The following is a 25,742-nucleotide window of genomic DNA, read 5'->3' as shown; positions in this document are numbered from 1 at the left end:
CACCTCGCCGTGCACGAGCGCGGCGACGGCGACCGCCGGCGCCGCGGTCTGCGCGCCGAGCGCGGCGGCGAGCGCCTGCATCCGCGCCGCGGCGATCGGCGACGCCGGACGTCCGCGCTCCTGCGCCGGCACCAGGTCGGCGGCCGCAAGGGAGTGCAGCCGGGCGAGGGCCTGCATCGGCGCCTGGCGCCAGGCGTTCAGCAGCGCCCCGGTCTCGCCCGTCACCCGCAGCGCACCCTGCACCACGCCGGTCCCCGGCGGACCCTCCCGCAGCTCGCTGAGCGTGACGTCCACTCCCGCGAGCGCCGCGGACGCACGGGCACCGCGCAGCGCGCTCTCGGCGGTGACCGCGGGCGCGTGCCTGCGCAGGGCGCGGTGACCGGCCAGCCGGTCGACCACCTCCCGCGCCTCCGCGACGGCGTCGGACACCCCGGGCTGCGCCATAATCCCGGCGAACGGGTCCGCCCCGGGTGCGTCGGCCGTCACGTGACGTTCTCTCCCCTGGCGACGTGGTGGGACTCCGGCAGGTGCAACCGCACCATCGTCCTCGCCACCCCCGCGGGCACCCGACGGCGGGTCAGCAGGGAGACCGCGATCATGACGCCGAACGCGAGCGGCACCGTCCACGCCGCCGGCTGCCCGAGCAGGGCGCCGAGCCACCCCGTCTGCGGTCCGGCGAAGACGGTCGTCAGCACCGCGCCCGTCGCCACCCCGCCGCCGACGAGCAGCCCCGTCACGGCGCCCACCGCCGTCAGCCCGCGCCACCAGACGCCGAGCACCAGCAGCGGGCAGAAGCTCGACGCCGCGACCGCGAACGCGAGGCCCACGACCGAGGCCACGCCGAGTCCCTCGGAGAACAGCGACAGCACGTACGGCACCACGACCGCCAACAGCGTGCCGACCCGGAACGCCGCCACGTGGCGGCGCCTGGGGCGCAGGACGTCCTGGGTGAGGGCGCCAGCCACCGAGATCGCGAGTCCCGACGACGTGGACAGGAACGCGGCGAACGCCCCGGCGATCACCAGGCTCCCCAGCAGCGCGCCACCGACCCCGCCCACGAGCCGCTCGGGCAGGACGAGGACCGCCGAGTCGGTCGTCCCGCCGAGCAGCAGGTCGGGCGCGTGGCGTCGACCGAGCACACCGTAGATCGTCGGCAGCAGGTAGAACGCCGCGAGCAGGCAGATCACCGCCAACGTCGTGCGACGGGTGTCGCGGCCGTCGGGGTTGGTGTAGAAGCGCACGAGCACGTGCGGCAGCCCCATCGTGCCGAGGAACGTCGCGAGGATGAGCGAGTACGTCGCGTACAGCGGATGCTCGTCGTGCGACCCGAGCGGCATCGCCCACTCTCCGTCGGTGGTCGACGGCAGGTCCGCGCGCACGGGCACCTCGGCACCCGCGGCGAGCGTCACCTCGGTCCCCGACCCGAGGACGTGCCGACCGCGTGTCAGCTCGGTCGGACCCGCGACCCGCCGGCCGTCGACGACACCGCGGATGTCATACGTCTGCGTGCCCCGCAGCCGCACGACGGCGTCGCCGCGCACCGTGACGCTCGTCGTCTCGCGGACACGTGGGGGATCGTCGCCGACCACAGGCGTCCCCGCGTCGCGAGCCAGCGCCACGAGGAACAGTGCCGGGATGAGCAGCGCGCAGAGCTTGAGCCAGAACTGGAACGCCTGGACGAACGTTACCGACCGCATGCCGCCCGACAGCGCGGCGAGGAGCACGACCGCACACACCACGAGGCCGCCCACCCAGGGCGGCGCGCCCGTGATGGTGCGCAACGTCAGGCTGGCACCCTGCAGCTGGGGAATCAGGTACAGCCACCCGATGAGCACGACGAACACGGTGGTGCACCGCCGTACGGCGACGGACGCGAGCCTGGTCTCGGCGAAGTCCGGCAGTGTGTACGCGCCGGAGCGCCGGAGCGGCGCCGCGATGAGTACCAGCAGGACGAGATAGCCCGCCGTGTAGCCGACGGGGTACCACAGCATGTCGACGCCGTACGCGAGGATCAGGCCCGCGATGCCGAGGAACGAGGCGGCGGAGAGGTACTCGCCGCCGATCGCCGAGGCGTTCCACATCGGCGACACCTTGCGCGACGCCACGAAGAAGTCGCTCGTCGTACGGGCGACGCGCACGCCGATCATGCCGACGCACACGGTCGCGACGGCCACGAACGCGACCGCGACGATGCCGTAGACCGGGTTGGTCGTCACTGGTGGCGGCCGCCTACTCGCCCCGACCGACGAGGTCGGAGAAGTCGCGCTCGTTGCGTTCCGCGTGACGCACGTAGTAGGCGGCGACCCCGATCAGCAGCGGGTACACGAGAAAGCCCAGCAGCAGCCACGGCAGCGGCAGACCGAGCACGCGGACGGCGTTGATCTGCGGCAGGAACAGGAAGAGCAACGGCAGCGCGCCGAGCACGACGCCGACCACCGTGCAGACGAGCATGGCGAGCCGCAGCTGGGTACGGACGAGCGAACGGACGTAGACCTCACCGAGCCGGGTCTGCGAGTCGATCTCCTGCGCGACCACAAAGCCGCGCGACCGCGGCGCCGCGGTGCGCGGATTGGTCACCGTCACGCGCTTGCGCGGCGGCTCCTGGGTCATCGCGTCGTCCCCGCGGCGCGACGCCTGAGCAGCTCGCGCAGCTCCCGGGTGTGCCTCCTGCTGACCTGGAGCGGCGTGCCCGCGACCACGACGACGGCGCGACCGGCGTCGAACCTGATCTCGTCGATGTGCGCGACGGCCACGAGGATGCTGCGGTGGATGCGGACGAAGCCCGCACGCCGCCACCGCTCCTCCAGCGTCGCCAGCGGGACGCGGATCAGCGGGCTGCCGTGCGTCGTGTGGAGGCGCGCGTAGTCGCCGTGCGCCTCGACGTAGCGCACCTCGCCGACGGAGACGAACCTCGTGACCCCGGCAAGCTCGACGGGGACGGTCTCCTCCGCGTCGGCGTGCCCCTCGTGGCTGTTGCCGGCGGACGTCGCGCGCCGGACGGCCTCGGTGAGGCGTTCACCCCGGATCGGCTTCAGCAGGTAGTCGACGGCGTTCAGCTCGAACGCGTCGACGGCGTGCTCCTCGTACGCCGTGACGAACACGATGGCCGGCGGGGTGCGGAACCTGCCGAGGATGCGGGCGAGCTCCAGGCCGCTGAGACCCGGCAGGTGGATGTCGAGGAACAGGACGTCGACGGGAGAGCGGTCGAGCTGCCGCAGTGCCTCGTCGGCCGATCCGGCGGTGCGTACCACCCCGATGCCGGGCTCGCGCTCCAGCAGATAGCTGAGCTCGGCGAGGGCGGGGGGTTCGTCGTCGACCACCAACACGTCGAGCATTCCGCGAGCGTACGACGCCGGTGCGGAAATGGCCATGTGTCGCGGTGTCCGGGTCCGACGATCACAGGCCGGCGTGGACTCCCGGGTGGTACTTGGGCAGCCGAACGCTGACCTTGGTCCCCGCCTGCTGCGCGGTCTCGACGGTCAGGCCGTACTCGTCGCCGTACACCTGGCGCAGGCGTTCGTCGACGTTCGCGAGACCGGTCGAGTCGCCGGTCGAGTCGCCGGTGAGGGCGCGGCGTACGTGGTCGGGGTCCATCCCCACCCCGTCGTCCTCGATGCTGATGAGGCACTCGGTGCCCTTGTCGTCGCCGAGGATCGTGATGTGCCCGCCCCCCGGCTTCGCCTGCAGTCCGTGACGTACGGCGTTCTCGACGAGTGGCTGCAGGCAGAGGAACGGCACGGCGACCGGCAGCACCTCGGGCGCGATGCGCAACGTGACCTGCAGCCGGTCGCCGAACCGCGCGCGTTCGAGCAGCAGGTAGCGCTCCACCGACCGCAGCTCCTCGGCGAGCGTGGTGAAGTCGCCGTGGGTGCGGAACGAGTAGCGCGTGAAGTCCGCGAACTCCAGCAGCAGCTCGCGAGCGCGCTCCGGGTCGGTCCTGACGAACGACGCGATCACGTTGAGGGAGTTGTAGATGAAGTGCGGTGAGATCTGCGCGCGCAGCGCCCGCACCTCGGCCTCGGCGAGGCGCATGCGCGACCCGTCGAGCTCGGCCAGGTCGAGCTGCGTGCTCACCCACCGCGCGACCTCGGAGACGGCGCGGACGAGACCTGCCGACGCCTCCTGACCGAACGCCGCGAGCACGCCGACGACGCGGTCGTCCGTCGTCAGCGGCGCGAGAACCGCGTACCGCACCGGGCAGGTCGAGTCGGCGCACGCCACCTGGTCGGGTCCGAGGACGACGGGCGCGCCGTCGTCGAGTACCGGCCGTACGTGACCGACGACGTCGGCGGCGTGCCGGTCGCCGCCGCCGTCCCACGCGAGCACCTGCCGGTCATCGGCGATCGCCACGGCAGCGGCGCCGAGCAGCGACCGGAGGTGGCGGACAGACTTCGCAGAGCCGGTCGGCGTGAGCCCGCCGCGCAGTGGCGGCGCGGCGAGCGACGCCTGGTGCAGCGTCTCGTACGCCGCGCGCTCCGCCGGCGTGCCCAGGTCGCGACGGCGTCGCCTGGCGAGCCACCAGGCGACGCCGAGCGCGACGAGGATCAGGACGGCGAGCACCGCCAACGCCGCGATCTGCCGCATCAGCAGACCGTACTCCCGGTCGACCGGTGACGCAGGCGGGCACGGCCACGGTGGCCGCCGCCGCTCCGCATCCGACCCGCGAGGGGCACCCTCACCGGATCAGGGCACGGTGAAGGTGCCCCTCACCGGGTTGCCGGACCGAGACCGGTCGGAGGCGTACGCAGCGTCGTCCAGCTGGACGATTGAATCCTTTCAACGCCACACTGTCCCCGGGCGGGCGGCACGAGGAGGAGCGGTCACATGAGCAAGGGCGCGGGGAACATCGGATCCGGCGACGACGCGGCTGCAGCAGGACCGCTACGGCGCAGAGATCTCCTGCTGGGCGCGGGCGCCGGGCTCGGCGCCCTGGCGGCGACGAGCGCGCTCGGCGCGGGTGAGGCGAGGGCAGCGCCGCCCCGCAGTGTGCGGAACACCGCACCGTGGCCGATCGACGACATGCCCCTGGTCGGCGGGCCCGAGTTCCCGATCGGGATCTTCTGGCCGCCTCCACCGTACGAGACCACACTGACGCGATACCAGGAGATCGCGGCGGCGGGGATGAACTTCCTCATCACGGGCAACTACATGTTCGACCAGTACATCAACCGCCGGGCCCTGGGCTTCGCGGACGAGGTCGGGCTCAAGGTGTTGGTCAACTCCCCCGAGCCGCGGCTCTCCGCCCTCACCCACACGCTGTCGATCACCGACGACCCGCAGGCCCAGCTGCGGATCAGCACCGCGGACGCGCGGCGGCTGGTCCAGGTGATGCTCGACGAGTACCGGCAGTACGAGTCCTTCGCCGGCTTCGACGTCTTCGACGAGCCGCAGCGGCCGAAGTTCGCCACGGTGGGGGCGGCCACGGCACTGGTACGCGAGCTGGCGCCCGACCTGCTGCCGTACTCCAACCTGGTGCCGGGCAACGGCGCGGGCTACACCTCGTTCGTCAAGGACTTCATCGCCGCCGTCAACCCGCCGGTGCTGTCGTTCGACCGCTACCCGATCCTCACCGGCGGCCTCGACATCAACTACTTCGACAACTGGGCGATCATCCGCCGTGCGGGCCTGGAGGCGGGCATCCCGACGTGGGTCTACATCCAGTCGGTCAAGTACAACGGACGGCTGCTGCCGAACGCCGCCCAGCTGCGGTGGCAGATCAACATCAGCCTGGCGTACGGCGCCAAGGGCATCATGTACTTCACCTACTGGACGCCGGAACCCGCGCGCGGCGAGGGCTTCGAGTCCGCGCTCGTGACCACGGACGGTCGACTGACGCCGCTGTACCGTTCCGCCAAGGCGGTCAACCGCGACTGGCTGGAGCCGGTCGGCCGTGAGCTCAAGCCGCTGGTGTCGGTGTCAGCGACCCACGCGAACGACGACCCGCTGCCCCCGGGCACCGACGCGTTCGCGCCGGACGCCTACGTCGCGGGCGTCGAGGGCTCCGCGGTGGTGCTCGGCCAGTTCCGCGCGGCCACCGACAACGGCAGGCGCTGGCTGCTCGTGGCCAACCGGTCCGACGCCGACACGGCGACCGCGCGGGTCAGCTTCGGCGAGACCGTCACCAAGGTCGAGCGGTTCCGGCCCGACATCGCGAGCTACGTGCCCGCGCGGGCGCCCGTCACCGCCAACCTGCCGGCCGGGTCGGCGACGCTGTACCGCCTCGGCACCGGCTGAGCACCGACGCGACAAGGGCCACCTCGGTCCGTGCGGATCTCGGTGGCCCCTGCCGTCGGGGCACGGCTGTCGGTCAGTGCGCGCCGGAACCGGTGAGCGACCTGACCTCGAGCTCGACGTGCTTCGCCTCGGCCTTCGGCTCACTCGACGTGATCGTGCCGAGCCAGCCGAACAGGAAGCCGGCGGGGATCGACACGATGCCGGGGTTGGGCAGCGGGAACCAGGCGAAGCTCGCGTCGGGGAACATCGCCTTCGGGTCGCCCGACACCGTCGGCGAGAACACCACGAGCAGCACGCAGACGAGGAGACCACCGTAGATGCTCCACGTCGCCCCGCGGGTGTTGAACCGCTTCCAGAACAGGCTGTAGAGGATGCACGGCAGGTTGCCCGACGCAGCGACGCAGAAGGCGAGCGCCACGAGGAACGCGACGTTCAGCGTCTGCGTGAACAGCGCCAGGACGATGGCGATCGCGCCGATGACGAGCGCGGACACCCGGGCGACGATGACCTCCTGCCGCTCGCTGGTGCGGCCGCGACGGATGACGTTGGCCCACAGGTCGTGCGCGAACGACGACGACGAGGTGAGCGTCAGTCCCGCGACCACCGCGAGGATCGTCGCGAACGCCACCGAGGAGATGAACGCCAGCAGCAGCGAGCCGCCGAACGACCCTTCACCGCCGCCGACGACCTCGGCGAGCAGCGGCGACGCGAGGTTGCCCGCCTCGTCCATGTCGTCGGCGTTGACGAGGGCCGCGGCACCGAACCCGAGGGCGAGCGTCATCAGGTAGAACGCGCCGATCAAGCCGATCGCCCAGACCACGGACTTGCGTGCCGCCTTCGCCGTCGGCACCGTGTAGAAGCGCATCAGGATGTGCGGCAGGCCCGCGGTGCCGAGGACGAGCGCGAGGCCCAGGCTGATGAAGTCGATCTTCGACGTGAACGACACGCCGTACTTCAACCCCGGTTCGATGAACGCGCTGCCCTTGCCGCTCTGTTCCGCCGCGGTGCCGAGCAGGGTGGACAGGTTGAACTTGAAGTGGGCGAGCACGAGGATCGCGATCAGCAGCGTGCCGGCCATCAGCAGCACGGCCTTGACGATCTGCACCCAGGTGGTGCCCTTCATGCCACCGATGGTCACGTAGAGGATCATCAGGATGCCGACCACGATGATCGTCGTGTTCTTCGCCAGCGGCGTGCTCGCACCGATGAGGAGACCGACGAGCGCGCCCGCGCCGGTCATCTGCGCGAGCAGGTAGAAGATCGAGACGACGATGGTCGACACGCCCGCGGCCGTGCGCACCGGACGCTGGCGCATCCGGAACGACAGCACGTCGCCCATCGTGTAGCGCCCGGTGTTGCGCAGCAGCTCGGCGACGAGCAGCAGGGCGACCAGCCAGGCGACGAGGAACCCGACGGAGTACAGGAAGCCGTCGTAGCCGGAGAGCGCGATCGCGCCCGAGATGCCGAGGAACGACGCCGCGGACATGTAGTCGCCGGAGATCGCCAGCCCGTTCTGGAAGCCGGAGAACTGGCGGCCACCGGCGTAGAAGTCGAGTGCCCCGTGGGTACGGCTGCCCGCGACCGCGGTGATGATCAGGGTCGCGAGGACGACAGCGGCGAAGAGGACGAAGGTGATGGCCTGACTGCTCACGACTTCTCCTCCTCCTGGATCTCGGCGAGCTCGTCGTCGTACCGCTTCTTGAGCTTCTCGGCGAGCGGGTCGAAGTCGCGATTCGCCTTGCGCGAGTACATCCAGGCGATGACGAACGTCGACACGAACTGCAGCAGCCCGAAGATCAGCGCGATGTTGATGTGACTGCCGCCGAGGCGGATCGACATGAAGTCGTGGGCGTAGTTCGCCAGGAGGACGTAGAGCATGTACCAGACGAGGAACGCCAGCGTCACCGGGAAGACGAACGCGCGGAAGACCCTGCGCAGCCGCACGAAGTCCTCGCTCGCGTGCAGGCGCACGTACACCTCGTGCACTGCCCTCTCGTCCGAGTCGTCGAAGGGCACGGGCGGTTCTCGTGTGGCCATGGCAGCTCCCGGGCAGGACGGCATTGTCGTCGCTCGGGCAGAAAGATGACATACGGCGCCCGGGAAGTCACGGCTCGCCCGCGGACGACACACCGGCGGTGAGCGACGCGGCGCCGCTCGCCGTACGAGGACGACCGTTCGTCGTGCCGCGACGCTCCCTCGCGGGTGCGCGGGCCGCGCCCAGCGCCGCAGAGACCCCGTTTACCGCACGACGGGACGGAACGTGCGCCGGTACGTCGCCGGTGCGACGCCGAGCGTCGCGCCCAGGTGCTGCCGCAACGACGCGGCCGTGCCGAAGCCCGCCCGTCGCGCGATCGAGTCGACCGGCAGGTCGGTGCCCTCGAGCAGCTGACGGGCGAGCTCGACGCGCTGCGACGTCAGCCACTGACCCGGGCTCGTGCCCATCTCCGCCCTGAACCGCCGGGTGAACGACCGGACGCTCATGCCGGCGTGCTCCGCCAGATCGGCGAGGGACAGGGAGTCGCCCAGCCGTTCCAGCGCCCACGCGCGCGCGGCCGCCGTCGTCGGCGCGGCGGGTTCGCGGACGAGATGCTCGACGTACTGCGCCTGTCCACCGTCGCGCCACGGCGGCACGACGCACTGCCGCGCGATGCGGTTGGCCACGGTGACGCCGTGGTCGCGGCGGACGACGTGCAGGCAGAGATCGAGCCCGGCCGCGACGCCGGCGGACGTCAGCACGTCGCCCTCGTCGACGAACAGCACGTCGGGGTCGACGCGAACCTTCGGGTACAGCCGCTGGAACCGCGCGGCGTGCATCCAGTGCGTGGTCGCGCGTCGGCCGTCGAGCATCCCCGTCGCGGCGACGATGAACGACGCGGTGCAGATCGAGATGACCCGCGTGCCGGGACGGAGGTGGGCGAACGTCTCGGCCACGGTGTCGGAGAGCACGCCCTCGGTCAGCTCGGGCAGCTGCCGGTGCGTCGCGGGGACGACGACCGTGTCAGCGGTGGCGAGCTCCTCGGGCCCACGCTCCACGACGAGCGGGACGTCGATGTCGGTGTCGACGCGACCGGGTACGGCCGCGCAGGTGACGACGTCGTACAGCGTCTCCTGGCTCTCGCCGAGGCGGGCGCCGAAGATTCGCGACGGGATGCCCAGCTCGAACGGGATGACGCCGTCGAGCGCGAGCACGACGACGCGGTGGCGGCGTGACGACAGTGCCTGCTGCCTCCGGCGGTCTCGCGACATGGCCCGATTCTTGCACATCTCGACCTTCGGGCCACTCGCCACCAACGAGGAACTCGGGGAGGATCGACGGGTGACCCAGGCCTCCCCTCCGCGCGCCTCCGCCCTCCCGCCGCCGCGTCCGCGACGCCCGCGCGTGCACCGCGCCTGGATCATCGCCGGGATCTCCTTCCTCGCGCTCGTCGGCGCGGCCGGGTTCCGGGCGACCCCCGGCGTCCTGATCGACCCGCTCAACGAGCAGTTCGGCTGGTCGTACGGCATGATCTCCGTGGCCATCTCGGTCAACCTCGCGCTGTACGGGCTGACGGCGCCGTTCGCCGCGGCCCTGATGGAACGCTTCGGCATGCGCCGGGTCGTCGCCGGCGCCCTCACCCTGGTCTCGGCCGGCAGCGGCCTCACCCTGTTCATGAACGCCAGCTGGCAGCTCGTCCTGTGCTGGGGCGTCCTGGTCGGCCTCGGCACGGGGTCGATGGCGCTGGCGTTCGTCGCCACCGTCGTCGACCGGTGGTTCGTCGAACGCCGCGGGCTGGTCACGGGCGTCCTCACGGCCGGCAGCGCGACCGGGCAGCTCGTCTTCCTCCCCCTCGTCGCCGTCCTCGTCGAGCGGTACGGCTGGCAGACCGCGGCCATGACCGTGTCGTGCACGGCCCTCGCCGTCGTCCCGCTCGTCGTGTGGCTGATGCGCGACCGGCCGGAGGACGTCGGCACCACGAAGTACGGAGCGAAGGAGCCCGCCGGCGCCGCGTTGCCGCCGGTCACCCAGGTGCGCCGGCGGGGCGGTGCAGCGGGCCGCGCGCTCGGCGCGCTCTCCTCTGCCGCGCGCACCCGGACGTTCTGGCTGCTCGCCGGCACGTTCGCCATCTGCGGCGCGAGCACCAACGGCCTGATCGGCACGCATTTCGTGCCCGCCGCCCACGACCACGGCATGCCCGTCACCATGGCCGCGAGCCTGCTCGCGGTGATCGGCATCTTCGACCTCGTCGGCACGATCGCGTCCGGCTGGTTCACCGACCGGTTGGACTCGCGCAAGCTGCTGGGCATCTACTACGCGCTGCGCGGCATCTCACTGCTCTTCCTGCCGATCCTGCTCGCCGACACCGTGCAACCGCCGATGCTGTTCTTCATCGTCTTCTACGGCCTCGACTGGGTGGCGACGGTACCGCCGACGGTCGCCCTGTGCCGGGAGCACTTCGGCGCCGACGGCCCGATCGTGTTCGGCTGGGTACTCGCCTCGCACCAGGTCGGCGCCGGCATGATCGCGCTCGGCGCCGGACTCGTCCGCGACCACCTCGGCGCGTACGACCACGCGTTCCACGCCGCCGGCATCCTCTGCACGGTGGCGGCCGTGATGTCGCTGGTCATCCGTCGCCGCAAGCGCGACCCCGTCCCGGCCACCACCTGACGACGGGGCGATCGTCGGACCACTTCCGGGCACCGTCACGAAACCCGTGAGGGGCACCCTCACCGTGCTATGACGCGGTGAGGGTGCCCCTGACGGGTTCGTGACAGGCACCGCTATCTCGGACGAAGCGCATTAGGATCGCTGGATACGACTCGTATCCACGTGCTGCAGGGCGGCAGTCGAGGAGCTGGCATGGCCGACACGATCGATCGTCACGGCGACCCACTCGCGTTCGAGTTCCGTCGGGGTACGGATCCCTCTCCCCTGTCGGCCGGCGGTCGCGCCGTGTTCACGGTCGAGGCACGCCATCTGGCGCACCATCAGAAGGAGGCGATCGTGACGGAGGGCGCGACGGGCAGCGCCTGGCGCCTCGCGTCCGACGAGGGTCCGCAGCTGACGGGCACCGACCTCGCGCCGTTCCCCCTCGGCTACTTCAACGCCGGCATGCAGGCCGACCTCTCTCGCTCGATGCGCGAGCTGGCCCCGCGGCACGGCGTCACCCTCGACGGCCTCCGCGTCAGGTTGGTGCACCACTACTGGCTGACGGGGTCGTTCGTCCACGGCACCGGGGAGGGTCACGCGGAGCCGCCCGATCTCGAGGTCGAGGTGGACAGTGGCGCCACCGCCGATGCGGTCGACGCGCTGGTGTCCGCCGCGATCGAGGCCTCGCCGGCCTTCGCGCTGTTGCGTGCGCCGCTCACCGACAACACGTTCGCGCTCTACATCAACGGCATCCGCCGGCCGGTCGAGGGCGTGGCGAGCTCGTCCGCGCGGGACGCGTCCGATCCCTACCGCACCTACACCGCCGCGCCCCGCCCGCTAGACGCCGATGCGCGGCGTGACCTGGTCGAGAAGACCGGTCGGGAGGAGGACGGCACGCACACACTCGCCCCGGCGACGGTGCAGGGCAAGCTCGTCCGCGACGTCTTCGGCGACGGCACGCCGCTCGGCGGGGACGGGCTCTACGACGTCGACACCTGGCTCGGCATTCCCGGTGCGAGCCACTTCCGCCTCGTCAGCGACGGCGGCACGACCGGTGCCGCACCGTCCGGCCTCGCGCTGCTCTCGGCAGGCGTCGCGTTCTGCTATATGACGCAGCTCCTGCGCTACATCGAGAGCATGAAGATGCAGATCAGCGGCGTGCGGCTGGTGCAGCACAACCCCTTCGTCGCCGGCGCCCATGCGACCGCCGAGCCGATCGACACGCATCTCTTCCTCAACGGCGAGGCGCCCGAGGAGACGCATGTGAGGCTGCTCACCGTCGCCGCGCGTACCTGCTATCTCCACGCCTGCGCCAAGACGCCGCTGGAGCCGCTCGTGCGCGTGATCCACAACGGCCACCGGCTGCGACCCGCTGGGTGACGGACCGGGGTACCGTCACGCGACGCAGGCTCTCCGGGTTGAATCGCGGTGGGGCATGCTGATGAGGTATGCCTGAACCGTCCGACGCTACGACGAGGCGAGGGAGCACGCCGGTGAGCTCTGATGCACTTTCCAACCTCATGCACGAGGAGCGACGGTTCCCGCCGCCCGCCGAGCTCGCGGAGCACGCGAACGTCACCGACGACGCCTACGCCAGGTCGGCGGAGGACCGCGAGGCGTGGTGGGCCGAGCAGGCGACGCGCCTGCATTGGGAGCGTCCGTGGGACAAGGTGCTGGAGTGGAACGCCCCGTTCGCGAAGTGGTTCGTCGGCGGCCGGCTGAACGCCGCGTACAACTGCGTCGACCGCCACGTCGAGGCCGGCAACGGCGACAGGGTCGCGTTCCACTGGGAGGGCGAGCCCGGCGACACCCGCACGATCACGTACGCCGACCTGCAGCGCGAGGTGTGCCAGGCCGCGAACGCCCTCACCTCGCTCGGGGTCGGGGCGGGCGACCGGATCGCGATCTACCTGCCGATGATCCCCGAGGCCATCGTCGCCATGCTCGCGTGCGCACGGATCGGGGCGCCGCACACCGTCGTGTTCGGCGGGTTCTCGGCCGAGGCGCTCTCGAGCCGCATCCTCGACTGCGACGCGCGGGTCGTCGTCACCGCCGACGGCGGCTACCGCCGCGGCGCGCCGAGCGCGCTCAAGCCCAACGTCGACAAGGCCCTGGAGAGCTGCCCCGACGTCCGCAACGTCCTCGTCGTCCGGCGTACGGGACAGGACGTCGACTGGGCCGAGGGCCGTGACCTGTGGTGGCACGAGGCGGTCGGTGGGGAGAGCGAGACGCACGAGGCGCAGGGCTTCGACGCCGAGCACCCGCTCTACGTCATGTACACCAGCGGCACGACGGGCAAGCCCAAGGGCATCCTGCACACGACCGGCGGCTACCTCACCCAGTGCGCCTGGAGCCACTGGGCGGTCTTCGACCTCAAGCCCGAGACCGACGTGTTCTGGACGGCGGCCGACATCGGGTGGGTCACCGGCCACAGCTACATCGTGTACGGCCCGCTCGCCAACGGCGCCACGTCCGTGATGTACGAGGGCACGCCCGACACCCCGCACCAGGGACGCTGGTGGGAGCTCGTCGACAAGTACCAGGTCACCATCCTCTACACCGCACCGACGACCATCCGCACGTTCATGAAGTGGGGCACCGAGGTGCCCGCGGGCTACGACCTGTCGTCGCTGCGCCTGCTCGGCAGCGTGGGCGAGCCGATCAACCCCGAGGCCTACATCTGGTACCGCACCAACATCGGGCACGACAGGTGCCCGGTCATGGACACCTGGTGGCAGACCGAGACCGGCGCGCAGATGATCAGTCCGCTCCCCGGCGTCACGCACGGCAAGCCGGGCGCCGCCATGCGTCCGTTGCCCGGCATCGGCGCCGACGTGGTCGACGAGGAGGGCAACTCCGTCCCCGACGGGCACGGCGGCTACCTCGTGCTCACCGAGCCGTGGCCCGGCATGCTGCGCACGATCTGGGGCGACGACGACCGGTACGTCGACACGTACTGGTCCCGCTACCCCGGCCGCTACTTCGCGGGCGACGGCGCGAAGAAGGACGAGGACGGCGACCTGTGGCTGCTCGGCCGGGTCGACGACGTCATGAACATCTCGGGACACCGACTGTCGACCACCGAGATCGAGTCGGCACTCGTGTCGAACGACAAGGTCGCCGAGGCCGCGGTGGTCGGCGCGTCCGACCCGACGACCGGTCAGGCCATCGTCGCGTTCGTCATCCCGCGCGGCGCCTCCGCCGCGGAGAGCACCGGGGACGATTTCGTCAAGGAGCTGCGGAACCACGTGGCGACGTCGATCGGTCCGATCGCCAAGCCTCGGCAGATCCTCGTCGTTCCCGAGCTCCCGAAGACCCGGAGCGGCAAGATCATGCGGAGGCTGCTGCGTGACGTAGCCGAGAACCGGGAGATGGGTGACGTGACGACGCTGCAGGACGGCAGCGTCATGAGCCAGATCTCGGAGATGCTGCCGAACGCGAAGAGCGAGGACTGACCGTCCCGCTCGAGAGGCGCCGGGTGGGCCACGCCCCTGCACATCCGGCGCCTTTCCGCTGCCCGGGTCAGTTGAGCAGGACGACGAGCAGCACGATGGCGACGACCACGAGCACCAGGGCGAACGGGACGAGCCGCCGCGCCACCGGCGCTCCGGCCGACCGCAGCAGGTCGACGGGCTCGGCGTCCGCCGGGGCGGCCTGTGTCGCGGTGTCGTCGGTGAGGACGCGCTCCTCCAGGCAGGTGAGGAACTGGCCGAGCATCCGTGCGCTGATGTCCGAGACCGTGCCCTGACCGAACTGGGCGAGCCGGCCGGAGATCGACAGGTCCGTCGTGACGCCGACCGTCGTCTTGTCGCCGTCAGGGGTCAGCAACATCGTCACGGTCGCCGACGCGATGCCCTTGCCCGTCGCCTCCTTGCCCCGCGCCTCGAGCACCGCACGGTGCTCGTCGTCGTCGCGCTCGCGGAACTCCGCCTGACCGGAGAACCTCGCCACCACGGGACCGACCTTCACCCTGACGGTCCCCCGGTAGACGTCCCCCTCGACCTCGGTGAGCTGGGCGCCCGGCATGCACGGCGCGATCCGCTCGACGTCGGTCAGCACCGCCCATGCCTCGTCGACGGGACGTGGCACGACGAACTCGTTGACCAGCTGCATGTCACCGTTCCTCTCTGCTGGAGTACGCGGACGACCTGGGGCGACCGAGGGCGTCGACGAGGTCGTGGAGAGCGTCAAGGCTGTGCGCGCTGACCACCGCGTCGCAGTACGGCCAGGCCGCGGCCATGCCGCCGACGAGCGGGCGGTACGTGGCGCTCTGGGTGCGGGGGTTGGCCCACACGATCCGGTACGCCACCCGGCGCAGCCTCGCCATCTCCCTGCCGACGACCGCGGGGTCGCCGGTGTCCCAGCCGTCGGAGATGACGAGCACGACCGCGCCGCGTGCCATGCCGCGGCGCCCGTACCGCTCGTTGAACGCGGCGAGCGCCTCGCCGATGCGGGTGCCACCGGACCAGTCGGGCGCGGCCCGACCCGCTCGTTCGAGCGCCTGGTCGGGCCGCGTCCGCCGGAGCAGCGGCGTCAGCCGCGTCAACCGGGTCGCGAAGGTGAAGACCTCCGCCCGGCGACCGCCGGCGGCGCAGTACAGCAGCTGGAGCATCGCCCGTGCGTACGGCTCCATCGAACCGGAGATGTCGCAGAGGACCACGAGCCGCCGCGGCCGGTTCCGGCGGGACAGCCGGGCGACCCGGACGGGGTCGCCACCGGTGCGCCTGGCCCGGCGCAGCGTGGCACGCAGGTCGACGTGCCTGCCGTGCCTGTTCGGCCTGGTGCGGCGCGACCGCCGAGGGGGTGTCGCGAGGCGCAGCGCCCGCATGACGTCGGCGAGCAGCCGCAGCTCGTCGCCGGAGAGCTCGCCGAAGTCACGCGACCCGAGCCGCTCGAGCCCGCTGGCGAGCGCGCGGAACGTGGCGCGGCCCTCCTCCGCGCCGGGTGCCCGCCGGTCGTCGTCGGCGTCGGGCGGCCCACCACCCGCGGACCCTGGCGACGGCAACCGACGCAGGTCGGCCCCTGGTACCGGGGGAGCGTTCGGGTCGCCGCGGTCGGCGACGTCGTCGAACGCGTGGCCGAAGACCGCGGCGAAGACCCGGTCGAACGCGTCGACCTGCTCGGGCCCGGAGACGAGGGTGGCCAGCGCGCAGCGGCGCAGCGACGCGGTCGTCGCCGGGCGTGCCACGCCGACCGCGCGGACGAACCGCTCGACGCGGTCGGGCCCGACGGGGAGGCCGGCGGCGTGCAGCACGGAGCCGAACCGCGACGCCACGGTGGCGAGGTCACCGGGCGCGGTGTGGCTGTCGGGCGCCGCCGTCATGTCACCCGGAGCAGGCCGTCCAGGCCGGCGCGCCTGACGACCTCCTCGTCCTCCGGGTACTTGAGCACCGCGGCCATCGTCCGCCGCGCGACGCCCGTGTCGAGCCGGCTGACGCCGAGCACCTGCAGGGCATGCGCCCAGCTGATCGCCTCCGCGACGCCCGGCGGCTTGGTGAGGTCGAGATCGCGGAACGCCGCGACCGTGTCCGCGACCTGCTCGACGAGCGGCGAGGTCGCACCCGGCACGCGGCGGCGCAGGATCGCCGCGACGCGGTCGGGCGGCGGGTAGGTGATCCAGTGGTAGAGGCATCGGCGCTTCAGCGCGTCGTGCAGGTCGCGCGTGCGGTTGGACGTGAGCACCACGACCGGCGGGACGGCGGCACGTCGCGTGCCGAGCTCGGGGATCGTCACCGCCTGCTCGGCGAGCAGCTCGAAGAGGAACGCCTCGAACTCGTCGTCCGCGCGGTCGATCTCGTCGATCAGGAGCACGGCGGGCCGCGGACCCGGGTGGTCGAGCGCGGCGAGCAGCGGCCTGGCGAGCAGGTAGTCGGCGCCGAACAGGTCCTCGTCGCGCAACGTGTCGCCCCGCGCCTCGGCCAGCCTGATGCCGAGCAGTTGGCGCGGGTAGTTCCATTCGTACAGCGCCTCGGAGACGGTCAGTCCCTCGTAGCACTGCAGCCGGATCAGCCGCGTGTCGAGCGCACGCGCCAACGCCTTGCCGGCCTCGGTTTTGCCGACGCCGGGCTCACCCTCGAGCAGGATCGGCTGGCCCATCCGGACGGCGAGGAACAGCGAGGTGGCGAGCTGCTCGTCGGCGAGGTAGTCGGCGGCGTCGAGCCCGTCCGCGACGGCGCCGACGTCGGGCACGACAGTGTCGAGGCTCTCTACGGCGGGTTCCGTCACGAGCCGGCCTCCAAAGCGAGCATCGCAGCGAGAACGCCTCCGTGCGGCTCCTCGCGGACCGTCACTGAGCGAGGAGCGGAACGGAGGAGGGCGGCGGGAGACGCCGTCACGAGCCGGCCACCCGACGCTCTCGCTGATCGGCGAACGCCTGGCGGCAGCCAGGTCCGCAGAAGTACCACGTGCTGCCGTCCTCGTCGTACTTCAGGGCGCCGGGCACCACCGCCACGGTCATGCCGCAGATCGGGTCGACCGCCTCGGTCGCCTGGTCCGCCGGCGCGGACTCGGCCTCGACCGGCGGGTCGACCCTGGGACGACCCTCGACCACCTGGGCGAGGACGGACAGCGCGATCTCCCCCGGCGTGCGCGCGCCGATGTCGAGCCCGGCGGGCGTGTGGACGCGCGCCCGCTCCGACGCGTCGACGTCGAGCGACGCGACCACGGCCGCGCCTCGCTTCCTGCTCGCCACCAGCCCGACGTACGGGACGCCGGCCCGGAGAGCCGCGACGAGGACGGGTTCCTCGTCACGACCGTGCGAGGCGACCACGACAGCGGAGGTGTCGGGTGCCATCGCGATGTCGCGGTCGGTCGTCGCCGTCACGGCGTAGCCCAGCTGCTCGCCGAGCCGGACGAGTGCCCTGGCGACCGGCGCGTCGCCGAAGACGTATAGCAGCGTCGGCGGCGCGTTGACCTCGAGGAAGATGTCCATCGTGCCGCCGGACAGGCACGGATTGGCCACCGTCACGAGGCCGGCTGTGTCGCTGGCTGTCGCAGTGCCGGACTCGACCTCGTCAGGACCCGGCATGATGCGCAGCAGCGTGGACTCCCCCGACCGCAGCGACCGCAGGCCGAGGAGCCGTACCGTCGACTCCGCACAGGTCCCGCCGACGAAACCCTCGAGGGTGCCGTCGGGCAGCACCACCGCGGAGTCACCCGGCTTGGCACTGGTCGGCGCCTCGACGCGGACGACGGTCGCCAGCACGAACGGCGTACGCCGGGCACGCAGGTCCTCGGTGCGGTGCGCCAGATCCAGGGACGTCATGAGCCGTCCTCCGAAGTCAGCTGATCGCCATGTCGGTGCGCAGCGGACGTCCCTGCATCGCCCGCCACACGTGGGCAGGGGTGAGCGGCATGTCGGCATGCCTCACCCCGTACGGCTTCAGCGCGTCGAGCACCGCGTTGACGATCGCCGCGGGAGAGCCGACCGTCGCCGACTCGCCCACGCCCTTCGCGCCGATCGGGTGGTGCGGCGACGGCGTGACCGTCTCGCCGAGCTCCCAGGACGGGCACTCCATGGACGTCGGCAGCAGGTAGTCCATGAACGACCCGCCGAGGCAGTTGCCGTCCTCGTCGAACGCGATGCCCTCCATCAGCGCCATGCCCACGCCGTCGGCGAGCCCGCCGTGCACCTGGCCCTCGACGATCATCGGGTTGATCCTGATGCCACAGTCGTCGACCGCGATGAAGCGGCGCACCTTGACCCGACCGGTGCCGGGGTCCACGTCGACCACGCAGATGTACGCGCCGAACGGAAACGTGAGGTTGGGCGGGTTGTAGACGCATGTGGCGTCGAGGTGGCCCTCGACGCCCTCGGGCAGCTCGAGACTCGAGTGCGCGGCCATCGCGATCTCGACCATCGTCTTCGACTGCTCCTCGTCGCCGCGGACGTAGAAGCGTCCCTTCTCCCACTCCAGGTCGTCGGGCGAGACCTCGAGCATCGCCGACGCGACGATGCGCGCGCGTTCCCGTACCTTGCGCGCGACCACGGCCGCCGCGGCGCCGGACACCGGGGTCGAGCGCGAGCCGTACGTGCCGAGACCGAACGGCGTCTGGTCGGTGTCGCCCTGCACGACGTCGATGTCGTCCTGCGGGATGCCGAGCTCCTCGGCGACGATCTGCGCGAACGTCGTCGCGTGCCCCTGCCCCTGCGACTGGCACGACAGCCGGAGCACGGCCTTGCCGGTCGGGTGGACGCGGAGCTCCGCGCCGTCGGCCATGCCGAGGCCGAGGATGTCCATGTGCTTGCGCGGTCCCGCACCCACCGCCTCGGTGAAGAACGAGACCCCGATGCCCATCAGCTCGCCCCGGTCGCGCTTCTCCGCCTGCTCGCGGCGCAGCTCGTCGTACCCGGCCATCTCCAGCGCCAGGCTCAGCGTGCGCGGGTAGTCGCCTGAGTCGTACTCCCACCCGGTGGGGCAGGTGTAGGGGAACTGCTCGGGACGCAAGAGGTTCTTCATCCGCAGCTCGGCGGGGTCCATCTTCAGCTCGTAGGCGAGCACGTCGACCATGCGTTCGACGAGGTAGACGGCCTCGGTGATGCGGAACGAGCAGGCGTACGCGACACCGCCAGGCGCCTTGTTGGTGTAGACGCCGGTGACGTCGCAGTGCGCGGCCTCCAGGTCGTACGAGCCGGTGAAGACGTGGAAGAACCCGGCGGGGAACTTCGTCGGCTGCGCCGTGCCGTTGAACGCGCCGTGGTCGGCGAGCACCTTGACCCGGACGGCGCGGATCTTGCCGTCCTTGGTGGCCGCGATCTCGCCGCGCATGTGGTAGTCGCGGGCGAACGACGTGCTCATGAGGTTCTCCGAGCGGTCCTCCACCCACTTCACCGGCCGGCCGGTGACGATGGAGCCGACGACGGCGCAGACGTAGCCCGGGTAGATGCCGACCTTGTTGCCGAAGCCGCCGCCGATGTCGGGGCAGCGGATGCGGATCTTGTGCTCGGGCAGCCCGGCGACGAGCGCGTAGACCGTACGGTGCGCGTGCGGCGCCTGGGTCGTCGTCCAGACGTTCAGCTGGCCGGTGACCGCGTCCATGTCGGCGATCGTGCCGCAGTTCTCGAGCGGCGCCGGGTGCACGCGCGGGTAGAGGATGTCCTCGATCACCACGACCTCGGAGCTGTCGAAGACCGCGGCCGTCGCCTCGCGGTCGCCCGACTCCCAGTCGAAGATGTGGTTGTCGGTCTTGCCCTCGATGTCGTCGCGGATGACCGGGGCACCGGGCTCGAGTGCGCGCTTGGCGTCGGCGACCGCGGGCAGCGGCTCGTACTCGACGTCGATGAGCTCGAGCGCGTCGCGCGCGGCGTACCTGTCGTCGGCGACGACGAACGCGACCTCCTGTCCCTGGAAGCGGACCTTGTCGGTCGCGAGCACCGACTGGACGTCGTGGGAGAGCGTGGGCATCCACGCGAGCCCCAGGCCGGCGAGGGTCTCGCCAGTGATGACCGCGCGTACCCGCGGGTGCGCCTCGGCGGCGCTCGTGTCGACCGACACGACCGTGGCGTGGGCGTACGGGCTGCGCAGGATCGCGCCGTGCAACATGCCCTTCAGCTGGATGTCGTCGAGATACGTGCCGCGGCCGCGGACGAACTTCGCGTCCTCCTTGCGGTGGACCCTTCCGTAACCGATCGGCGGGGCCTCCTCGATGGTCGTCATCAGACCGTCGCCTCCTCGGTGGACGTGTCGTCGGTGGACGACGCGGCGTGCTCCGCGGCCCAGCGCACGGAGCGGACGATGTTCTCGTAGCCGGTGCACCGGCAGATCTGGCCGGAGATCGCCTCGCGGATCTCCCCCTCGGACGGGTCGGGCTCATGGTCGAGCAGCCACCGCGAGGTCATCAACATGCCGGGGGTGCAGAAGCCGCACTGCAGGCCGTGGCACTGCCGGAAGCCCTCCTGCACCGGGTCGAGCCCGTCGGCCGTCGCCAGCCCTTCGACCGTGCGGACCTCCTTGCCGTGCGCCATGACGGCGAGCACGGTGCACGACTTCACCGGTGTGCCGTCGAGCCAGACGACGCAGGCGCCGCAGTTGGAGGTGTCGCACCCCCAGTGGGTGCCGGTGAGGCTCAGCTGGTCGCGCAGGAAGTGGACGAGCAGCAGCCGCGGCTCGATCTCCTCGGTGTACGTCTCGTCGTTGACCGTCACGTTGATCTGCATGTCAGGCCTCCTGCCCGGTCGCCCTGGCCATCGCCCGGCGCAACGCTCGCGTGGTGAGCTCGGCCGCGAGGTGCCGCTTGTAGTCGGCAGGTCCGCGCTGGTCGACGATCGGGTTGCAGTGCTCCGCCGCCACCTGGCCGGCCTGCCTGAGGTTCTCCTCGGTGGCCGGCCTGCCGCGCAGGAAGTCCTCCGCCTCGGCGGAGACGAAGTGGTCGGCGCCGACCGCGGTGAGACCGATGCCGACGTCGGCCACGGTGACGTCGTCGCCGGAACCGTCGAGCCAGATGATCGCCCCGGCGGCGGCGACGGCCCAGTCGCCCACGCGCCGCTCGACCTTCTCGTACGCGCTCCCCCCGCCGGGACGGATCGGCACGCGCAGCTCGGTGAGCAGCTCGCCGTCGGCGACGACGGTCTCGTAAGGACCGACGTGGAACTCGCGCATCGCGACGGTGCGCTCGCCACCGGGCCCGCGGATCACGCCCGTCGCGCGGATGGCGGAGAAGACGGCGGACAAGTCCTCGGAGGGGTCGGCCTGGCACACCGAGCCGCCGATCGTGCCGCGGTTGCGGACGATCGGGTCGGCGATGACCCGCTCGGCGTCGCGCATGATCGGGAAGTGCTCGGCGGCGACCGGCGACTCGAGCAGCTCGGCGTGCCTGGCCAGGGCGCCGATGCGCAGCTCGTCGCCCTCGAGGGAGATGCCCGCGAGCTCGGTGACGTCGTTGATGTCGATGAGGCGTTCCGGCTGCGCGAGCCTGAGCTTCATCATCGGGATCAGGCTGTGCCCGCCGGCGACCACCCGGGCGTCGGGTCCCGCCCGCGACAGCAAGGTGACCGCCTCGTCGACGGTGGTGGCCCTGTCGTACTCGAACTGCGCGGGAACCTGCATGGGTCCTCCAGGACTCGACGCACGTCGTCGTGGACGTCTGAGGTGATGATGTCCCCGCGGGACCTCGCCGACAAACTCTTGATAAGTGATTGCTTAGGGGCTTAGCTGAGCGCGGACTCCGGTCGGCGTGGGAAGGGGGCGACGCACCATGACGCTGACGCAGCTCAGCGCGTTCGTCCTCGTCTCGCGGCTCGGCTCGGTGAAGTCCGCCGCCATCGCGCTGGACGTCAGCGAGCCCGCGGTGTCGCAGGCACTCGCGGCACTGCGCAAGCACTTCGACGACCCGCTCGTCGTCCGCGGCACCCAGGGCATGGCGCTGACCCCGGGCGGGAAGCGCCTGCTGCCGATCGCCGCGCAGATGGTCGCCGCGGGCGCCGACGCCGAGGCGGCCGTCCGCGCAGGTCAGGGGGCACCGGAGCTGCTCAGGGTCGTCGCGACCAGCACGATCGCCGAGTTCGTGGCCGCACCGCTCGCCGACGCGTTCGCCCGCCGGGCGGGCCAGGCGGTCGACGTGTCGTCCGGGCTCGCCAGTGGCGACGAGATCCCGGTGCTGATCGCGAACCGGCTCGCCGACATCGCCCTCGGCCCGCCGAGCGGCGACGTGGAGCTCGGGCTGGAGAGCGACCCGATCTTCCGCGGCCAGCTCGTCGTGGTCGCGTCGGCCAAGGCGCGGAAGCGGCACGGCCCGCCACCCTGGCTCGTCGACCCGGCGGGCGCGGAGACCGGCGGCGACGTCGGCCGGCTGACCCGCCGGCTCGGCATCGCGGAGTCGCGGGTCCAGGTGTACCCCAACCAGACCGCCGCCTGGGCCGCGGTCGCCAACGGCGACGGCATCGCCCCCGCGTACGCCCACCTCGTCGCCCGGCAGGTCGCCAGGGGCGAGCTCGTCGTGGTCGAGACGCCGGCGACGCCGCTGGAGACCAGCTGGTACGCCACCACCCTGTCCCGCGACCGCCGCAGCATCGCCGCCAGCTCGCTGCGGCGCTTCCTCGGCACCCCGGAGGCCATGCAGCTCATGCGCTTCCCCGGCTCCGGCGTCCCCCCGTCGAGATTCCGCCCCCCGGTCTACGTGACGATCTGGAGCTGACCGCCCCGCACCCCTAGAACACCGCGGACTCCTCGACGAGGGCGCCTTCGGCGAACCTGGTGGGGCGCAGCGGCGTGAGGTCGATCGTCGTCTCCAGGCCGAGCAGGGTGCGGGCGAGCTCGGTGCCGACGATCGGCGCCTGCATGAAGCCGTGCCCCGAGAACCCCACCGCCACCCACAGGCCGGGCACCTCGGGGACGGCCCCGACGATGCCGTGGTCGTCGGGGCTCATCTCGCGCAACCCCGCCCAACCGGACGTGATCCGCGCACCCACGAGCCAGGGCACGCGGCGGACGAGCGACTCGATGAGCTGGCCGGTGAGGTCCCAGTCGACGCGGGGCTCGAGCGCGATCGGGGTGTCACGGTCGTTGCCGCCGATGATGCCGCCGCTGCGCTCGGGATGGACGTACGCGCCGCTGCCGAGGTCGACCGTGAGCGGCATGTCGGCGGTCAGCTCGGGGAGCGCGTCGATGCCGAACGCCTGCCGCGAGTGCGGCTCGACCGGCAGCGTGACGCCCGCCAGCCGACCGACGTCGGCCGCCCACGGTCCCGCCGCGACGACGACCAGCTCGGCGTCGAGACGCCCCCCGGTCGTCTCGACGCCGGTCACCGCGCCCGCGCCGTCGCGGACGAAGCCGACGACCTCGGTCTCCTGCCGGAAGGTCACACCCCCGCGGCGGGCCTGCCGTGCGAACGCCTGCACGACGTCGGCCGGTGAGGCCGAGCCGTCGTTCGGCGTGTACGCGGCGCCGACCACGTCACCGGTGACGATGCCGGGCACGAGCGAGGGGATCGCGTCGGGCTCGAGCAGCTCGACCTCGACGCCAAGTGACCGCTGCATCTCCGCACTCGCACGGAAGACGGCGAGCTGCCTCTCGTCGTCGAGGACGAACAGGTAGCCGTGCTGGCGGAACTCCAGCGGCTCGCCGACGCGCTCCTCGAAGTGGGCGAAGTAGTCGACGGCTGCGTGGGCGAGTCGTGCATTGAGCGGGCTGGAGAACTGTGTCCTGATCCCACCGGTCGCCTTCGCGGTCGACCCCTCGCCGAGCAGACCGCGCTCGACGACCACGACGTCGCGGTAGCCGAACGCGGCGAGGTGGTACGCGAGCGAGACGCCGACGACGCCACCGCCGACCACGACGACGCGGCCGCCGTTCAGCACCGGGCGCATCAGGTGGCGTCCTCGGCCACGCCGGCGCGCAGCCAGTCGATCAGTGTGACCGCGTCCCAGACCGGCAGTCCCGTCGCCTGCCTGACGGCCGGCGCGTACGGCGGCAGGTTGGTGCACTCGAAGACGAACGCACCGATGTCGGGTGCGTCGGCGACCGCCGCGCGAGCGGCTGCGACGACCTCGGTGCCGGCCCGGTCGACGTCGAGCTCGCGGTGCTCGCCGGTGACGATGACCCGGTAGAAGTGCTCGGTGTCCTCGAGCCCGACGAGATGCACGCGCTTGCGGTCGGTCTCGTCGACGCCGACGGCGGCGAGGTGGGCGTCCGACAGCGTGCTCGCGTTGACGCTCAGGACGCACACCGTACGGTCGGGTGCGAGCAGCCGCAGGACGACCGGCACCTGCAGCAGGCTCGACGTGGCGGTGGGGACACCGGTACGTCCGGCGAGCTCACGCTGGAAGACCGCGAGGAACCCGCAGCACGTGGTCACCGCGCGCACGCCCGACGCGACCAGCGCGTCCGCGGCGTCGGCGATGCTCTCGTACAAGCCGGTCGCGCCGTTCTCCACGACCCGCACGGTGTCGGCGCCGTGCCCGGTGGCGTACGCGACCGGGTAGTCGAACGTCCGCGCGTTGCCGACGTCGCCCAGCGGCCTCGGCAGGTCGTTGTCGAGCAGCACGATGCCGACGTCGACACCGTAGAACCGCCTGCCCGCACGCACCGGTCGTGTCACCCGCGTCTCACCCTCTCGTTACTTGCTCATGTCGATGTCGCGGCCTTCCTTCATCAGCCACACGCACAGCAACGAGATCAGGCCCGCGACGATCACGTAGATCGACACGGCCTTGCCGCTGTCCGTCGTCTGCACCAACCAGGTCGCGACGAAGGCCGCAGGCGCGCCCGCCACGACGCTCGACATCTGGTACGCGAGCGACGAGCCCGAGTAACGCAGCCTGGTCGGGTACTGCTCGGAGTACAGCGGGCCGTGCAGCGCCCCGGTCGCCGAGTGCCCGATCGCGAGACCGATCACCACCGCCGCCATCACGAGGACCCTGTTGCCCGAGTCGAGCAGCCAGAAGAACGGGAACGCGTAGAGCACGAGGAACGCGGTGCCGAACGCGTAGACCGGCCTGCGCCCGACCCGGTCGGACAGCCACGCGAAGAACGGCTGGGTGAGGATCTCGATGCCGGCGCCGGCGAGCACGCCGGTCAGCGCCCACGACCGCGGCAGGTCGAGGTACTCGACGGTAGCCCGCCATGGTCGCTCCGGTGACAACCCGCGGGGACTGCGCCTAGTCGTCGGCCTGCCATCGACTCTTGCAGCCCTCGCAGAGCGACGAGAGCTGATCGGGGCTCTCGTGTTCCTCATTCCACACGCCATACCAAGCGCGGAACGCGATCGGGACCTCGTCGCCGCAGGCGAGGCATGTGAACGTCGCGCCGTCCTCACCAGGGTGCACGTCGAGGCTCTTGAAGAGATTTTCGAGCTCGGGGTACAGGTCCTCGCTCGTGTCCGACTCCATGATGTCGGCGAGCGAGCGGAAGTAGCCATCCGTGCCGTAGGCAGTGTCGAGGATCTT

The 25,742-nt window shown here is 71.6% G+C and carries 22 protein-coding genes; 5 read left to right on the top strand and 17 right to left on the bottom strand.

From position 1 onward, the window contains the following. From GEV10_14130 to GEV10_14110, 5 genes are all read right to left on the bottom strand, one after another. A partial coding sequence (locus GEV10_14130; protein ID MQA79593.1) for an oxidoreductase occupies window positions 1–486 on the bottom strand: 486 nt, incomplete at its 3' end. Further along, complete coding sequence (locus GEV10_14125; protein ID MQA79592.1) at window positions 483–2,147, bottom strand: cation acetate symporter; 1,665 nt, start codon at window positions 2,145–2,147, stop codon at window positions 483–485. The genes GEV10_14130 and GEV10_14125, both read right to left, overlap by 4 nt. 82 nt (window positions 2,148–2,229) lie before the next feature. Then, a complete protein-coding gene (locus GEV10_14120; GenBank protein ID MQA79591.1) occupies window positions 2,230–2,610 on the bottom strand; it encodes a hypothetical protein in 381 nt (126 codons plus the stop codon). Continuing rightward, window positions 2,607–3,371: a response regulator gene (locus GEV10_14115; GenBank protein MQA79590.1), complete on the bottom strand. Its 765-nt coding sequence runs from the start codon at window positions 3,369–3,371 to the stop codon at window positions 2,607–2,609. The genes GEV10_14120 and GEV10_14115 overlap by 4 nt, the downstream gene beginning before the upstream one ends. A 25-nt stretch (window positions 3,372–3,396) precedes the next feature. After that, window positions 3,397–4,584 carry a sensor histidine kinase gene (locus GEV10_14110; protein ID MQA79589.1) on the bottom strand — a complete coding sequence of 396 codons (1,188 nt, stop codon included), beginning with the start codon at window positions 4,582–4,584 and terminating at the stop codon, window positions 3,397–3,399. Between the two features lie 240 nt (window positions 4,585–4,824). Here GEV10_14110 and GEV10_14105 point away from each other — a divergent pair, with 240 nt between their 5' ends. Further along, window positions 4,825–6,234, top strand: coding sequence for a hypothetical protein (locus tag GEV10_14105; GenBank protein ID MQA79588.1), 1,410 nt, complete (start codon window positions 4,825–4,827; stop codon window positions 6,232–6,234). A 73-nt stretch (window positions 6,235–6,307) separates the two neighbouring features. On the opposite strand, the gene actP is transcribed toward GEV10_14105, so the two are convergent. Both actP and GEV10_14095 read right to left on the bottom strand, forming a co-directional pair. Then, window positions 6,308–8,323: a cation/acetate symporter ActP gene (gene actP / locus GEV10_14100; GenBank protein ID MQA79587.1), complete on the bottom strand. Its 2,016-nt coding sequence runs from the start codon at window positions 8,321–8,323 to the stop codon at window positions 6,308–6,310. Between the two features lie 149 nt (window positions 8,324–8,472). Then, window positions 8,473–9,480 carry a helix-turn-helix domain-containing protein gene (locus GEV10_14095; protein MQA79586.1) on the bottom strand — a complete coding sequence of 336 codons (1,008 nt, stop codon included), beginning with the start codon at window positions 9,478–9,480 and terminating at the stop codon, window positions 8,473–8,475. Between GEV10_14095 and GEV10_14090 the strand changes: the two genes are divergently transcribed. The 3 genes from GEV10_14090 (at window position 9,479) to acs (ending at window position 14,316) form a co-directional block, all read left to right on the top strand. Further along, window positions 9,479–10,879 (top strand): MFS transporter, encoded by a 1,401-nt coding sequence (locus tag GEV10_14090; GenBank protein ID MQA79585.1) that lies wholly within the window; start codon window positions 9,479–9,481, stop codon window positions 10,877–10,879. The two genes, GEV10_14095 and GEV10_14090, sit on opposite strands and share 2 nt — an antisense overlap. Before the next feature lie 192 nt (window positions 10,880–11,071). Further along, the gene (locus tag GEV10_14085; protein MQA79584.1) at window positions 11,072–12,241 is read left to right on the top strand and encodes a hypothetical protein; all 1,170 of its coding nucleotides are present in this window, start codon (window positions 11,072–11,074) and stop codon (window positions 12,239–12,241) included. Between the two features lie 68 nt (window positions 12,242–12,309). Then, window positions 12,310–14,316 (top strand): acetate--CoA ligase, encoded by a 2,007-nt coding sequence (gene acs / locus GEV10_14080; protein ID MQA79583.1) that lies wholly within the window; start codon window positions 12,310–12,312, stop codon window positions 14,314–14,316. 67 nt (window positions 14,317–14,383) lie between these two features. Here the strand turns inward: acs and GEV10_14075 are convergent, their stop codons facing one another. The 7 genes from GEV10_14075 to GEV10_14045 all read right to left on the bottom strand — a co-directional run bounded on the left by GEV10_14075 (window position 14,384) and on the right by GEV10_14045 (window position 21,906). After that, window positions 14,384–14,974, bottom strand: coding sequence for a hypothetical protein (locus tag GEV10_14075; protein ID MQA79582.1), 591 nt, complete (start codon window positions 14,972–14,974; stop codon window positions 14,384–14,386). Between the two features lies 1 nt (window position 14,975). After that, window positions 14,976–16,184: a VWA domain-containing protein gene (locus tag GEV10_14070; GenBank protein MQA79581.1), complete on the bottom strand. Its 1,209-nt coding sequence runs from the start codon at window positions 16,182–16,184 to the stop codon at window positions 14,976–14,978. After that, window positions 16,181–17,086 carry an AAA domain-containing protein gene (locus GEV10_14065; GenBank protein MQA79580.1) on the bottom strand — a complete coding sequence of 302 codons (906 nt, stop codon included), beginning with the start codon at window positions 17,084–17,086 and terminating at the stop codon, window positions 16,181–16,183. Before GEV10_14065 ends, GEV10_14070 begins: the two co-directional genes overlap by 4 nt. Before the next feature lie 106 nt (window positions 17,087–17,192). Beyond that, window positions 17,193–18,125 (bottom strand): YHS domain-containing protein, encoded by a 933-nt coding sequence (locus GEV10_14060; protein MQA79579.1) that lies wholly within the window; start codon window positions 18,123–18,125, stop codon window positions 17,193–17,195. Between the two features lie 16 nt (window positions 18,126–18,141). Then, window positions 18,142–20,517 carry a carbon-monoxide dehydrogenase large subunit gene (locus GEV10_14055; GenBank protein MQA79578.1) on the bottom strand — a complete coding sequence of 792 codons (2,376 nt, stop codon included), beginning with the start codon at window positions 20,515–20,517 and terminating at the stop codon, window positions 18,142–18,144. Further along, the gene (locus GEV10_14050; GenBank protein MQA79577.1) at window positions 20,517–21,017 is read right to left on the bottom strand and encodes a 2Fe-2S iron-sulfur cluster binding domain-containing protein; all 501 of its coding nucleotides are present in this window, start codon (window positions 21,015–21,017) and stop codon (window positions 20,517–20,519) included. Before GEV10_14050 ends, GEV10_14055 begins: the two co-directional genes overlap by 1 nt. Window position 21,018: 1 nt before the next feature. Then, complete coding sequence (locus GEV10_14045) at window positions 21,019–21,906, bottom strand: xanthine dehydrogenase family protein subunit M (protein ID MQA79576.1); 888 nt, start codon at window positions 21,904–21,906, stop codon at window positions 21,019–21,021. 148 nt (window positions 21,907–22,054) lie between these two features. On the opposite strand from GEV10_14045, the gene GEV10_14040 reads away from it, so the two are divergent. Further along, window positions 22,055–22,993, top strand: a complete 939-nt coding sequence (locus tag GEV10_14040) for a LysR family transcriptional regulator (protein MQA79575.1) — start codon at window positions 22,055–22,057, stop codon at window positions 22,991–22,993. A gap of 13 nt (window positions 22,994–23,006) precedes the next feature. Here GEV10_14040 and GEV10_14035 read toward each other — a convergent pair whose 3' ends face one another. From GEV10_14035 to GEV10_14025, 3 genes are read right to left on the bottom strand one after another with little or no spacing between them, the layout of a single operon-like run. After that, complete coding sequence (locus tag GEV10_14035) at window positions 23,007–24,164, bottom strand: FAD-dependent oxidoreductase (protein MQA79574.1); 1,158 nt, start codon at window positions 24,162–24,164, stop codon at window positions 23,007–23,009. Continuing rightward, window positions 24,164–24,895 (bottom strand): aspartate/glutamate racemase family protein, encoded by a 732-nt coding sequence (locus tag GEV10_14030; GenBank protein MQA79573.1) that lies wholly within the window; start codon window positions 24,893–24,895, stop codon window positions 24,164–24,166. Before GEV10_14030 ends, GEV10_14035 begins: the two co-directional genes overlap by 1 nt. An 18-nt stretch (window positions 24,896–24,913) precedes the next feature. After that, complete coding sequence (locus tag GEV10_14025; protein ID MQA79572.1) at window positions 24,914–25,714, bottom strand: MFS transporter; 801 nt, start codon at window positions 25,712–25,714, stop codon at window positions 24,914–24,916. Window positions 25,715–25,742: the final 28 nt, after the last annotated feature.

This window comes from Streptosporangiales bacterium (assembly GCA_009379955.1).
Taxonomy (GTDB): Bacteria; Actinomycetota; Actinomycetes; order Streptosporangiales; family WHST01; genus WHST01.
The sequence above is the reverse complement of the archived record's forward strand: the minus strand, read 5'-3'. Positions and strand labels throughout refer to the sequence as shown.

What these genes read in the sequence shown, in the direction of transcription:
- GEV10_14125 (MQA79592.1), bottom strand. Translation starts at nt 2,147, where the DNA reads ATGATCGGCGTGCGCGTCGCCCGTACGACGAGCGACTTCTTCGTGGCG.
- GEV10_14120 (MQA79591.1), bottom strand. Translation starts at nt 2,610, where the DNA reads ATGACCCAGGAGCCGCCGCGCAAGCGCGTGACGGTGACCAATCCGCGC.
- GEV10_14115 (MQA79590.1), bottom strand. Translation starts at nt 3,371, where the DNA reads ATGGCCATTTCCGCACCGGCGTCGTACGCTCGCGGAATGCTCGACGTG.
- GEV10_14110 (MQA79589.1), bottom strand. Translation starts at nt 4,584, where the DNA reads ATGCGGCAGATCGCGGCGTTGGCGGTGCTCGCCGTCCTGATCCTCGTC.
- GEV10_14105 (MQA79588.1), top strand. Translation starts at nt 4,825, where the DNA reads ATGAGCAAGGGCGCGGGGAACATCGGATCCGGCGACGACGCGGCTGCA.
- actP (MQA79587.1), bottom strand. Translation starts at nt 8,323, where the DNA reads ATGTCATCTTTCTGCCCGAGCGACGACAATGCCGTCCTGCCCGGGAGC.
- GEV10_14090 (MQA79585.1), top strand. Translation starts at nt 9,479, where the DNA reads ATGGCCCGATTCTTGCACATCTCGACCTTCGGGCCACTCGCCACCAAC.
- GEV10_14095 (MQA79586.1), bottom strand. Translation starts at nt 9,480, where the DNA reads ATGTCGCGAGACCGCCGGAGGCAGCAGGCACTGTCGTCACGCCGCCAC.
- GEV10_14085 (MQA79584.1), top strand. Translation starts at nt 11,072, where the DNA reads ATGGCCGACACGATCGATCGTCACGGCGACCCACTCGCGTTCGAGTTC.
- acs (MQA79583.1), top strand. Translation starts at nt 12,310, where the DNA reads ATGCCTGAACCGTCCGACGCTACGACGAGGCGAGGGAGCACGCCGGTG.
- GEV10_14075 (MQA79582.1), bottom strand. Translation starts at nt 14,974, where the DNA reads ATGCAGCTGGTCAACGAGTTCGTCGTGCCACGTCCCGTCGACGAGGCA.
- GEV10_14070 (MQA79581.1), bottom strand. Translation starts at nt 16,184, where the DNA reads ATGACGGCGGCGCCCGACAGCCACACCGCGCCCGGTGACCTCGCCACC.
- GEV10_14060 (MQA79579.1), bottom strand. Translation starts at nt 18,125, where the DNA reads ATGACGTCCCTGGATCTGGCGCACCGCACCGAGGACCTGCGTGCCCGG.
- GEV10_14055 (MQA79578.1), bottom strand. Translation starts at nt 20,517, where the DNA reads ATGACGACCATCGAGGAGGCCCCGCCGATCGGTTACGGAAGGGTCCAC.
- GEV10_14050 (MQA79577.1), bottom strand. Translation starts at nt 21,017, where the DNA reads ATGCAGATCAACGTGACGGTCAACGACGAGACGTACACCGAGGAGATC.
- GEV10_14045 (MQA79576.1), bottom strand. Translation starts at nt 21,906, where the DNA reads ATGCAGGTTCCCGCGCAGTTCGAGTACGACAGGGCCACCACCGTCGAC.
- GEV10_14040 (MQA79575.1), top strand. Translation starts at nt 22,055, where the DNA reads ATGACGCTGACGCAGCTCAGCGCGTTCGTCCTCGTCTCGCGGCTCGGC.
- GEV10_14035 (MQA79574.1), bottom strand. Translation starts at nt 24,164, where the DNA reads ATGCGCCCGGTGCTGAACGGCGGCCGCGTCGTCGTGGTCGGCGGTGGC.
- GEV10_14025 (MQA79572.1), bottom strand. Translation starts at nt 25,714, where the DNA reads ATGGCTACTTCCGCTCGCTCGCCGACATCATGGAGTCGGACACGAGCG.